The sequence below is a fragment of the Rhodanobacter aciditrophus genome (genome assembly GCF_050026795.1).
Taxonomy (GTDB): domain Bacteria; phylum Pseudomonadota; class Gammaproteobacteria; order Xanthomonadales; family Rhodanobacteraceae; genus Rhodanobacter_A.
Genome location: NZ_JALBWP010000012.1, coordinates 895,933 through 907,657 on the forward strand (window position 1 = coordinate 895,933; position 11,725 = coordinate 907,657).

10 protein-coding genes are annotated in these 11,725 nt (G+C 68.4%); 2 read left to right on the top strand and 8 right to left on the bottom strand.

The window, feature by feature from the left end; all coding sequences use genetic code 11:
- Position 1: 1 nt before the first annotated feature.
- From ACQGNW_RS17160 to ACQGNW_RS17185, 6 genes are all read right to left on the bottom strand, one after another.
- Entirely contained in the window at positions 2-1,111 is a 1,110-nt protein-coding gene (locus tag ACQGNW_RS17160) for an S-(hydroxymethyl)glutathione dehydrogenase/class III alcohol dehydrogenase (RefSeq protein WP_426664596.1), read from the bottom strand.
- A 59-nt stretch (positions 1,112-1,170) separates the two neighbouring features.
- The gene (locus tag ACQGNW_RS17165; RefSeq protein ID WP_426664597.1) at positions 1,171-2,538 is read right to left on the bottom strand and encodes an amino acid permease; all 1,368 of its coding nucleotides are present in this window, start codon (positions 2,536-2,538) and stop codon (positions 1,171-1,173) included.
- A gap of 25 nt (positions 2,539-2,563) precedes the next feature.
- Positions 2,564-3,226 carry a rhomboid family intramembrane serine protease gene (locus tag ACQGNW_RS17170; protein ID WP_426664598.1) on the bottom strand — a complete coding sequence of 221 codons (663 nt, stop codon included), beginning with the start codon at positions 3,224-3,226 and terminating at the stop codon, positions 2,564-2,566.
- 148 nt (positions 3,227-3,374) lie between these two features.
- The gene (locus ACQGNW_RS17175; protein ID WP_426664599.1) at positions 3,375-4,121 is read right to left on the bottom strand and encodes a C40 family peptidase; all 747 of its coding nucleotides are present in this window, start codon (positions 4,119-4,121) and stop codon (positions 3,375-3,377) included.
- A gap of 209 nt (positions 4,122-4,330) precedes the next feature.
- On the bottom strand, positions 4,331-5,056 hold the full coding sequence (locus ACQGNW_RS17180; RefSeq protein ID WP_426664600.1) for a YggS family pyridoxal phosphate-dependent enzyme: 726 nt from the start codon (positions 5,054-5,056) through the stop codon (positions 4,331-4,333).
- A 56-nt stretch (positions 5,057-5,112) separates the two neighbouring features.
- Positions 5,113-6,543: a M20 family metallopeptidase gene (locus tag ACQGNW_RS17185; RefSeq protein WP_426664601.1), complete on the bottom strand. Its 1,431-nt coding sequence runs from the start codon at positions 6,541-6,543 to the stop codon at positions 5,113-5,115.
- 93 nt (positions 6,544-6,636) lie between these two features.
- Between ACQGNW_RS17185 and ACQGNW_RS17190 the strand changes: the two genes are divergently transcribed.
- Together ACQGNW_RS17190 and ACQGNW_RS17195 are read left to right on the top strand one after the other, a co-directional pair.
- Positions 6,637-7,122, top strand: a complete 486-nt coding sequence (locus ACQGNW_RS17190; RefSeq protein ID WP_426664602.1) for an SET domain-containing protein-lysine N-methyltransferase — start codon at positions 6,637-6,639, stop codon at positions 7,120-7,122.
- Entirely contained in the window at positions 7,119-7,661 is a 543-nt protein-coding gene (locus tag ACQGNW_RS17195) for a GNAT family N-acetyltransferase (RefSeq protein WP_426664603.1), read from the top strand. Before ACQGNW_RS17190 ends, ACQGNW_RS17195 begins: the two co-directional genes overlap by 4 nt.
- Before the next feature lie 801 nt (positions 7,662-8,462).
- Here ACQGNW_RS17195 and ACQGNW_RS17200 read toward each other — a convergent pair.
- The gene (locus tag ACQGNW_RS17200; RefSeq protein ID WP_426664604.1) at positions 8,463-9,338 is read right to left on the bottom strand and encodes a hypothetical protein; all 876 of its coding nucleotides are present in this window, start codon (positions 9,336-9,338) and stop codon (positions 8,463-8,465) included.
- A 2-nt stretch (positions 9,339-9,340) separates the two neighbouring features.
- Entirely contained in the window at positions 9,341-11,536 is a 2,196-nt protein-coding gene (locus ACQGNW_RS17205) for a M1 family metallopeptidase (protein WP_426664605.1), read from the bottom strand.
- Positions 11,537-11,725: the final 189 nt, after the last annotated feature.

The following is an 11,725-nucleotide window of genomic DNA, read 5'->3' on the forward strand; positions in this document are numbered from 1 at the left end:
CTCAGTAATGGATCACCGAACGGATCGACTTGCCCTCGTGCATCAGCTCGAAGGCGCGGTTGATCCCGTCCAGCCCCATGGTGTGGGTGACGAACGGCGCCAGCTCGATCTCGCCGCGCATCGCCTCCTCGACCATGCCGGGCAACTGGCTGCGGCCCTTCACGCCGCCGAACGCGGTGCCCATCCACTTGCGGCCGGTGACCAGCTGGAACGGGCGCGTGGAGATTTCCTGGCCGGCGCCGGCCACGCCGATGATCACCGACTGGCCCCAGCCGCGATGCGCGCATTCCAGCGCCGCGCGCATCACGTTGACGTTGCCGATGCACTCGAAGCTGTGGTCCACGCCCCAGCCCGTCATCGCCACGATCACCTGCTGGATCGGCTGGTCATGGTCCTTCGGGTTGACGCAGTCGGTGGCGCCCATCGCGCGCGCCAGCTCGAACTTGGCCGGGTTGGTGTCGACCGCGATGATGCGCCCGGCCTTCGCCCGGCGCGCCCCCTGCACCACCGCCAGGCCGATGCCGCCCAGGCCGAACACCGCCACGCTGTCGCCTGGCTGCACCTTCGCGGTGTTGTGCACCGCGCCGATGCCGGTGGTGACGCCGCAGCCCAGCAGGCAGACCTGTTCGTGGTTGGCCTGCGGGTTGATCTTCGCCAGCGACACTTCCGCCACCACGGTGTACTCGCTGAAGGTGGAGCAACCCATGTAGTGGTAGATCGGCTGGCCGCTGTAGGAGAAGCGCGTGGTGCCGTCCGGCATCACGCCCTTGCCCTGGGTGGCGCGCACGGCCACGCACAGGTTGGTCTTGCCGCTCCTGCAGAACAGGCACTCGCCGCACTCGGCGGTGTACAGCGGGATCACGTGGTCGCCGGGCTTCACCGAGGCGACGCCCTCGCCCACCTCGACCACCACGCCCGCGCCCTCGTGGCCGAGCACGCAGGGGAACAGGCCTTCCGGATCGTCGCCGGACAGCGTGAACGCATCGGTGTGGCACACCCCGGTGTGGCTGATCTTCACCAGCACCTCGCCTTTCTTCGGCGGGGCCACGTCGATCTCGACGATCTCCAGCGGTTTGCCGGGGGCGAAGGCGACAGCGGCACGGGATTTCATGGCATGGCTCCTGCGATGGATCGATGGCTCTCCGGTGAAAGGGATCGGCGAGGCCGGGCTCAGCTTCCGCCTGTGGCGATGGCCTGTCGCATGCGCCGCTCGATGCCGAAGCCGTAATACGCGGCGGTGAGCAGCGCCAGCCAGGCCACACCCACGTAGATCGCCACGCGGGTATCGGGGCTGTAGCCCAGCATCACCCACACGAAGCCGAGGAAGGCCAGGCACAGCACGCTCGACAGCGGCCACACGCGCAGGCGGAAACCCAGCGGTTCGGCCTGCAGGCGACGGAAGCGCCAGTGCGCCACCAGCACCATGCCCCAGGTCCACACCGTGTTGAAGGCGAGGATCGACATCATCATGCCGAAGATGCGCCCCGGCACGAGGTAGTTCATCAGCACGCCGAACAGCAGGAACACCATCGTCACCAGCACGCCGCGCACCGGCACGCCATGCACGCTGGTGCGGCCCAGCGCCGCCGGCGCCTGCCCCTTGGCGGCAAGGCTGTGCAGCATGCGGCTGCCGCTGAAGGTGGTGGAGTTGAAGCTGGACAATGCCGCCGTGATCACCACGAAGTTGATCAGCCCTGCCGCGCTGGGAATGCCCAGCCGCGCGAACGTGGTGACGAACGGGCTGCTGTTCGCGTCCAGCTCGTTCCACGGGTAGATCGCCATGATCACGAACAGCGAGCCGATGTAGAAGATCAGGATGCGCCAGATCACCGAGTTCACCGCGCGCGGGATCGTGCGTTCCGGCTGCGCAGCCTCGGCCGCCGCCATGCCGATGGTCTCGATGCCGCCGAAGGAGAACACCAGCACCGGCAGCGCCAGCACCGTGCCGGTGACGCCGTGCGGGAACCAGCCGCCGTGCGTCCACAGGTTGGACAGGCCCACCGGCTTGCCGCCGTTGCCCCAGCCCAGCCAGATCATCGCGAAACCGCCGGCGATCATCGCCACCACGGTGAGCACCTTGACCAGCGAGAACCAGAACTCCAGCTCGCCGTAAACCTTCACCGCCAACAGGTTCAGGCCGCCGATCATCGCCACGCTGGCGAACGCCCAGATCCACTGCGGCGAGTCGGGAAACCACGCCTTCATGTAGATGCCCACCGCCGTGCTCTCGGCGATGCCCACGCCCATCATCAGGATCCAGTAGTTCCAGCCGGTGAGGTAACCGGCGAACGGCCCGAGGTACTTGTACGCGTAGGCGCCGAAAGAACCGGCCACGGGCTCGTGCGCGGCCATCTCGCCCAGCGCACGCATGATGATGAAGATCATCGCGCCGCCGAACAGGTAGGCGAACAGCACCGACGGTCCGGCCAGCCTGATCGTGCTGGCCGAGCCGAGGAACAGCCCGGCGCCGATGCACATGCCGAGCGCCATGAAGGTGATGTGGCGCGGCGTGAGGCGGCGCTGCAGGTCTTGGCTCATGAGGTTACCGGTTGGGGAGTGGGATTCAGCGCAGCAACCGCTGCTTCGGCTTCAGCGGCAGCTTGCCGCGCCAGTACTGGATCATGACATAGCCACCGACCATGCCGCCGAGGTGCGCGAAGTGCGCCACGCCCGCCTGCGTGCCGGTGACGCCCAGCACCAGCTCCACCACCGCATAGCCGATCACGAACAGCCACGCCGGCATCGGGATCGGCAGGAACACCAGGAACACCTTCTCCTGCGGGTACAGCATGCCGAACGCCAGCAGCAGGCCGAAGATCGCGCCCGAGGCGCCGAGGGTGGGATAGAAGCCGTGGGTGAAGTACTTCACCACGAACAGTTGCGCCACCGCCGCCACGATCGCGCAGACGAAGTAGTAGATCGCGTAGTTGCGGGCGCCGAAGGTGCGCTCAATCACCCCGCCGAACATGTACAGCGCGAACATGTTGAACAGGATGTGGGTGTAGCCGCCATGCATGAAGGCGTAGGTGACCACCTGCCACGGCCGGAAGCCCGCGGTGACCAGTTGACCGTCCGCCACCGTGCCGGTCACGTCCGGCCCCAGCGGCCACAGCGCGAAATGCTGGCTCAGCGCGAAGGTGCTCGCGTCATGCAGAAACAACTGCAAAGCAAACACCAGCACGTTGGTGATCAGCAGGTAGCGGGTGACCGGCGGGAGGTTCGGCATGGAGGATCCGTCGATGCCCGTGCAGCACGGGCAGGACCGCTAGCGTAGCGGCTGCCGCCGGGGCTGGCCATGTGTCGGCAGTCACCGGGCGGCGCATACAAGAAGGCCGCCACGCGGGCGGCCTGTCGATGCGAGCGCGAAACCGGGATCAGCCGTTGCGCGCCAGCGCCAGCATGCCTTCGGGACGCTTGGCGCCCACGAAGCGTTTGGCCCAGTAGGCCTCGTCGAGGCTGGAGATCTGCACCGACTTGCCGGTGGTGGGCGCGTGGATGAAGCGGCCGTTGGAGATGTAGATGCCGACGTGGGTGACGCGGTGGCGGCGGCCGCCGGTGTGGAAGAACACCAGGTCGCCCGGCTTCATGTCGGCGCGCTTCACCTTGAGGCCGGCGAGGAACTGCGAGGCGGAATTGGTGGGCAACTGCACGCCGATGGCATGGGCGAACACGTAGCGCACGAAGCCGCTGCAATCGAACCCGGTGGCCGGGCTGTGGCCGCCGCGCACGTAGCGCACGTCGCGCAGGTGCATCGCCAGCGTGATCAGCGCCTTGCGCAGGTCGGTGATGGTTTCGGCAGAGCCGTCGGCCTGCTCGTCCACCGGGCCGGCAACGGACTTCGCATCGTCGGCCCTGGCCGGAGCGACCGCCACCGGGGCAAGCACGCCGTGGCCAGCGCCGAAGGCCCCCGCGCCGGCGAAGCCCGGCGTGCCGGGCGCGCCGAACATCGGCGACGGGTTGAGGATGGGCAGCTGGTTCAGCGACAGCGGGGAAGCGGAAGAGGAGATACCACCGGCGACGAGCGGGAGGTTGGCGACGGCCCGGGTTTCGGCATGCGAGGGGGTGACGAACAGCAGCATCGAAACGAGCGCGGCAACACCGATCAATCGCTGGATTGGCATGAGGCAGTAACCCCCTACGACGCTACTCGGATGATGCCGCCTGGCGTGCAGGCGACGTGACGAAGAAATGAACTTACCAAGAAGGTCCGGGGGGGTTGTTGGATTGGGGTTAACTGAACCCTGCCGTTCGCAAACGTTTGCCGCGCCGGTCACACTTCAAAAGGGCATGCCTTTCCGCAACTTGCACCGGCGAGGCCGACCCGGACGCCTCAACGCCCGGTTTCGGGCCAGTAGAAGCTGTCCGAGGTGGCGCGCCGGCCGAAGATGGCGGTGCCGATGCGCACCTCGGTGGCGCCCTCGGCGATCGCCAGCGGGAAATCGCCGCTCATGCCCATCGACAGGCGCGGGATGTCGTGCCCGCGGGCAACGGCGGCGTCCCGCAACTCGCGCAGCTGCCGGAAGCAGGCACGGATTTCCGCGGGATCGTCGGTATGGATGGCCAGCGTCATCAGGCCGCGCACGCGCAGCGTGTCGTACCGGCGCAGGCTGTCCAGGAAGGCCGGCAGTTCGGCGGGCGGCAGGCCGTACTTGGATTCCTCGGTGGAGGTTTTCACCTGCACCAGCACGTCCATCCGGCGGCCTTCCAGCTGCAGCCGGCGATGCAGCGCCTCGGCCAGCTCGGGCCGGTCCAGCGACTGCACCTCGCTGGCCAGCCGCGCCACGTCCTTGGCCTTGTTGGTCTGCAGGTGGCCGATCATCACCCAGGCGATGCCGCAATCGGCCAGCGGACCGGCCTTGTCGCGGATCTCCTGCACCTTGTTCTCGCCGAAGCGGTGCAGGCCAAGCGCCACCGCCGCACGCACCACCTCCGGGCCGAAGGTCTTGCTGACCGGCAGGATGGAGACCTCGCCCGGATCGCGCCCGGCGGCGCGGCAGGCCTCGTCCACGCGGCGGCGGACGTCGGCCCAGTTGGCAGCGAGATGGGATTGATCCATGAGCATGGCCCTTTGCGTTCGCCTCCTCCCCCGTTTGGGGAGAGGAAGAACGGCGATCAGCCCTTGGCTCCCTGCGCGTAATGCTGCGCCACCACCTCGGCCACCACGCCCGTCACCTTCTTGCCGGTGGGGATGTGCAGGAACTCGTTGGGGCCGTGCGCGTTGGAGTGCGGGCCGAGCACGCCGGTGATGAGGAACTGCGCCTTGGGGAATTTCTCGCCGAGCATGCCCATGAACGGGATCGAGCCGCCCTCGCCCATGTAGGTGGCCGGGGCGCCGAACTGGTTGCGCGAGGCCTCGTCCACCGCCTGCTCCAGCCACGGCGACAGCGCCGGGGCGTTCCAGCCGCTGCCGTCCTTCTCCAGGTCGAAGGTGACCCTGGCACCGTAGGGCGGATCCTTCTCCAGCAACTGCTTGAGGAAGCGGCCGGCCTGCTTCGCGTCCAGCGTGGGCGGCACGCGCAGGCTCAGCTTCACCGCGGTGAACGGGCGCAGCACATTGCCGGCGCTGTCCAGCGGCGGGATGCCGCCGATACCGGTCACCGCGAGCTGCGGGCGCCAGGTGCGGTTGAGCACCAGCTCGGGCAGCTCCTTCGTCACGGGCTGCATGCCTTCGGCCCACGGGAACTTGCTGTAGATCTCGTCGCCAAGCACGGTGGCCGCGTGCTTCGCCTGCTCCACGCGCTGCGCGGGAATCTCGATGTAGAGTTCCTTCGGCTTGATCGTGCCGGTTTCGGGATCCTCCAGCCGCGACAGGATCTCGCGCAGGATGCGGAAGCTCGACGGCACCACGCCGGAGGCGTCGCCCGAATGCACGCCCTCCTCCAGCACCCGCACGGTGAGGTTGCCGCCGGTCATGCCGCGCAGCGACGTGGTGAGCCACAGCTGGTCGTAGTTGCCGCAGCCCGAGTCCAGGCACACCACCAGCGAGGGGTTGCCGATGCGGGCGGCGAGGTGGTCGACGTAATACGGCAGGTCGTAGCTGCCCGACTCCTCGCAGGCCTCGATCAGGATCACGCAGCGCGCGTGCGGCACATTCTGCTCATGCAGCGCCAAAAGTGCCGCCAGCGAACCGAAGATCGCGTAGCCGTCGTCGGCGCCGCCGCGGCCGTAGAGCTTGTCGCCCTTCAGCACCGGCGTCCACGGGCCCAGGCCCTCGGCCCAGCCGGTCATCTCGGGCTGCTTGTCGAGATGGCCGTACAGCACCACGGTGTCGTCGCCGGCGCCGGTGGCCGGCACTTCGATGTAGATCAGCGGGGTGCGGCCTTCCAGCTGCACCACCTCCAGCGTGGCGCCCGGCAGCGCGGCGAGCTTGGCGTTCGCCCAGTCGCTCATCAGCTTCACCGCCGCATCCATGTGGCCGTGCGCCTTCCAGTCCTTGTCGAACATCGGCGACTTGTTGGGAATGCGGATGTATTCCACCAGCCTGGGCACGATCTCGTCGTCCCACAGGCCGCTGATGTAGCGTGAAAGGCGGGCGGTATCCATGGGCACTCCGGAAACGTGGGGAAGACCGCCATTCTAGCAAGCCACCGTCCCGGGCCTGCCCTACACTGGCGCCCCCTCTCCGTTGGTTACGCCATGATCCTGCCGCGCTACCGCATCGCCGCTTCGCATATCCCTGGCGCCGGCAAGGGCCTGTTCCTGGACGAGGCGGTGCGTGCCGGCAGCATCGTCACCGCGCCCGACGCGATCGACCGCACGTTCCGCCACGCCGAGCTCGACGCGCCGGAACTGGCCAGGCTGAAATACGCCAGCGCGCGCTGGTTCGAGGACCGCTACACCGTGTCGCCGGACTGGCCCGACGAGTGCTACATCAACCACAGCTTCCGGCCCAACGGGCTGTGGCACCTCGGCTTCGTGTTCGCGCTGGCCGACCTGCCCGCCGGCAGCGAGATCACCGTGGACTACCGCCACCTGCTGCCGCCCGGCGAGGCGGAGGATTTTACGGATGCGGCCACTGGTGAGAGAATAGTCGGCTTGTCCTGGACGGAAAGCCTCGCTTCGAGCACCCGCGCACTCGCCGCCCTGCTCGACGGCACGCAGCTTGCTTCTGATTTGGCATGATCGACATACCCACCCTTGAGACGGCGCGCCTGCGCCTGACCGCGCTCACCGAGCGCCATTTCGACGACTACGCCGCGATGCTGGCCGACCCCGCCAGCACCCGCTGGATCGGCGACGGCCAGCCGCTGGACCGCACCAACGCCTGGCGCTCGCTGGCGATGCTGCTGGGCCACTGGCAGCTGCGCGGTTGCGGCATGTGGGCGCTGGAACTGAAAGGCACCGGCGAATTCGTGGGCCGCGCGGGCCTCATGTACCCCGAGGGCTGGCCCGACCTGGAACTGGGCTGGATGCTCAAGCCCGAACACCGCCACCACGGCTACGCCACCGAGGCGGGCGCGGCGGTGCTCGATTTCGCCTGGAATCACCTGCACGCGCTGCGCGTGATCAGCCTGGTGCGCGTTGGCAACGAGGCCTCCGACCGCGTGGCCGGGCGCCTCGGCGGCGAGCATATCGAGGACATGGATTTCTACGGCAGCGACACCCACGTGTTCGCCTACTACCCGCCGCATCGGGAGAGCCGGCGCGTGGCTTGCGGCTGATTCGACCTTTGCCGGTGTGCGATGCCTCATGCTTCCGGGGGCGTCTTGCGCGCCTCGCGATCGGGCTCGCCTGTGGTGGAGGTTTTTGGGTGCCTGGCGCTCCGGACCAAGCGGTTTCGGGCGCCTGCCGGCGACCGAGTTACCTCTCTTTGCTGGCCCACGCCGCCGCAGGAGCGGCGGCGAACGGCGAAGCCGGCCCGTAGGGCGGAGGGCAGGATGCCCGGAGTCAAGAGAGGTAACCCAGAGAAATGGCCTGGTTCGATCCGCCGGAACTACTAGCAGGCTGTGTCGAGGGCTTTGGAACCGCTCCCGCCTATGCGATAGACGTGGCGGCCACCCCGCGACGTATCTGGGAACTGAGGGGGCAAAGCCTCGCGGCGCGTAGCGCCGCTTTGGCTTTGCCCGGCTCTCGCTTTCGCTTCGCTCTGGCCGTTGCGGTTGCTTCTGTGCGCTGGGAGCGCGCTGCTGTTCGGGGCCCCTGGGCGGCGGTGAGGTGGGGACGACAAGGCCGCGCAGCGGACATCGCCATGGAAGGCGATGCCTTTTCGCGCGGGCAGGAGCCCGCTCGAAAAGCCCGGCCACACCTCACGCACTCGCAGGGCAGGATGCCCGGAGAGCGCCGCCCCGGGGTGGCCTTTCTCTTTGGTGACTTTCTCTTTGGCCACGCAAAGAGAAAGTCACTCGGCCGCCGGCAGGCGGTCGAAACCGCGTTGTTCCTAGCGGAAGGCGGACGAAATCGCCGTCTCTGGCAACAGGCGGACGAAACCGCTCAGCCACTTGCGCAAGCGACGCAAGAAAGCCTCACCGCGTGCGCGCCAACCGCGCCAGCGCAAACAACCGCGCGACGCGCATCCACGCCATCGCCAGCACGATCAGCTGGCTGAGCAGCAGGCCCAGCCAGAAGCCGCCATCCACCGCCGTGGTATGGATGCGCGCGATACCCAGCGCCGCCGCGATCGCCAGACCCGTCGCGCTCACCACCAGGTAGAACAGCAGGGTCTTCAGCGGCCGGCGCAGCAGCTGCATGAAGCCGCGGCCGAACGCCCGGGTTGCCGAGCGCAGGCCGGCATCGGCGATGAAGGCCGCACGGGCGGATTCCACGATCGCCTGCGCTAGCGCGAACACTGCCAGCAGCGCCCAGTTCACGCCATGCGCCCAGGCATCAGCCTGCGACTCCAGCACCGCCTGCGCGGCGCGGCGCTCGGCCAGGTGCATGCCTGCGCCGGCCGCTGCAGCCACCACGGCATACGGCAGCAGCGACCACAGCATCACGCGGAACATGCGGCCGTACTCGATCCAGCCGTTCTGCAGCAGGGCGCCGAAACCCGGGATGCGCGCGGCGCGCCCGCTGCCCACCGCCATGCCGTCGAGGAAGGGCGACAGGAGCAGCGTGAGCAGCAGCCCCAGCAGCGCGGCCCCGCCCAGCCAGGCGGTGTGCCCGGACAGCGCCCCCAGCGTGTCGCCGAACATCAGCGGATCGAAGCGGCGTGCCCAGGCGCCGGCGTGCACCGAGTGATCGAGCAGCCCGCCAAGCGTGCGCCACAGCGGCAGCGCCACCACGCTGGCCGGCAGCAGCATCAGCAGCAGCCACAACAGCAGCAGACGCCATTGCAGGGCGGCGCCCATCGCGGAGAACAGGGCGCCGAAGCCGGCGCGTGGGGCAGTCGTCCTGGCCATCATCACAGCGTCACCAGCGTCGAGTAGAGGGCTTGCAGCACCGCGGCCACGTCGGCCGTCCAGCGGCGCGAGGCGGCGCCGTCCGGCTTGGTCGCGTAGCTGTCGTTGAGCTTGTCGGCGTCGAGATAGGCTTGCCGCCCGGGATCGAGCTCGGCGGAAACCACCTTGCTCGGCCTGGTGAAGTCGAAGCGTGCCCAGCGGCGGTCGTCGTTCCAGCGCACGTCCTCATGGCTGCCGTCGGCAAAGGTGACGTGCAGCGTCTCCGGCACGCGGGCGCCGTCGCGCAGCACCGTCACCGTGCTGTGCCAGGGAAACGGTCCGCCGCTGCCGGGCTTCGCGCCGGGATGGGCCTTCTTCCAATCCGCGCGCTGCCTGGCAACCTGCTTGTCCAGCGCCCGCTGGTCGACCTCCTCCCGCTTGCCGTCCTGCCAGCTCACGCCGGCCTGGGGCAGCACTTCCTGCACGTCGATATCGGCCACACGGTCGTCGATGTGCCGGGTGCCGTACACCTCCTGATCGAAGATCGCGTTCACCGCCTTCGCATCCCCCGAACCGTCGATCAGCGCCTGGCGCAGGTCGGCCACCGAGGGATGGCGGAAGTGCCAGCGCCGGTAGTAGAGCCGGATGGCCTTTTCCATCGCCGGCTCGCCGATGCGCTGCTCCAGGTCGTGCATCGCGGTGGCGGTGCGCGCGTAGACCGTGCCGTAGCTCGAGCTGGAGAGCCGGTCCCAGCTGTTCTGCGCCAGCGGATCCTCGGGCCGCCGCAGTTCGGCACCGAGTCGCTCCATCTGGAACCCGCTCATCGCCGGCGCGATGCCCAGCCATTTCATGAGCGGCGAGGCGACCACGAGATCTTCATGGCGCGCACGCATCATGCGGTCGTCCCAGAACTCGTTCATGCCCTCGTCGAGCATCGGCTCCTCGAACTCGTTCGAGGCGAGGATGCCGTAGAAGTAGCCGTGGCCGAATTCGTGGATGTTCACGAAGTCGCTCATGTACTGGCTGGTGGTGCCCGGCTCCACCTTCTTGTAGCCCTCGGAGGTGAAGAAGGTGGGGTACTCCATGCCGCCCGCCTCCTGCGCGTTGTACGGCGGGATCACCGCGGTCACGGTGCGGTACGGGTACGGCGCGATGGTCTGCGAGAAATAGCCCAGCGAATCGATGGTGGATTTCAGCGTGGGTGCGGCGCTGGCCGCGTATTCGGGCGGATAGATCACCCGCACGGCTACCGTCGGGCTGCCCGCGCCGGTGTAAGTGCCATCCAGCGTCCTGTAGCCCTTCGCGGCCGCCCAGGCGAAGTCGTGCACGTCACCCTGCACGTAGTGGTACGTGGTGCGGCCGTTCGCTGTCTGCGGCGCGCCCTGCAGCCGGCCCACGGCGCCCACGGTGTAGTCGCTGGGCACGTCGAGGCGCACGTCGTAGCTGCCGAAATCGGCGTAGAACTCGCTGTTGAAGTGGAACTCGTGCACGTTCCAGCGCACCGTGGTGGCGCCACGCTCGCCGGGCAGCTCCAGCACGCCGATCTTGGGGAACCACTGGCCGACCAGGTTGAAGTCGCCCCACCAGCCGGTGCGTTCCACCACGCGCGGCAGCTGGCTGAGGAAACCGATGTCCAGCGCCAGCGTGCCGCCCGCGGGCACCGGCCGGGCAAGGTCGATGCGCACCACGGTGTGGTCGGTGGCCGGACCGCCGTCGGGATGCACGAAGCTCCATTCCAGCGCCGTGCCGTCCTGTGCCACCTGCTGCAGGCGGATCCAGCCCCACTGGCCCCGCTTCAGCACCGCGTTGCCGCGCGAGCGGCCGTGCGCGGTGAGCACCTTGCGTTCGGTGAACCAGGTGCTGCCGTCGTTCTCGAAGGCGTTGAGGTAGAGGTGGAAGTAGACGTGGCTGACCGCGCGGTCGCTGCGGTTGCGCCAGGTCATGTGCTCCTTGCCGGCCACCTGGTGCTTGGCGGCGTCGAGGCTGGCATCGATGGCGTAGCTCACCACGCGGTCGGAGAGCGTCGCTTCCTTGCCGGTGCGCTCGCCGCCCCAGGCATCGGGCGCGCTGGGCGTGGTGACGGTGGTCCGGTGCGCCGGTGCGAACGGGATGGGCGCCGGCGAAGCCGATGCCGTGGCGGCAACCGCCGGTGCCGCCACGCTCCTCGCCACGGCCGGTGCCTGCTGCGCGAAACCCGTACCGGCTCCGCACCAACCCATGGCCAATGCGGCGAGCCACAGCCCGCACCTGTTCCTGCTCGATCCCATTTGCGCTCCCCCACGCATTGATCTTCCCAGACTGCGCTCCGACCCGGCTTGTCGTCATAGGCCAGAGGTCATATATCGGGGGCATCCACCCCACTAAGCTGCCGGACTGGCGCTACGTGGCAAGCTGCACGGCATCCCCGC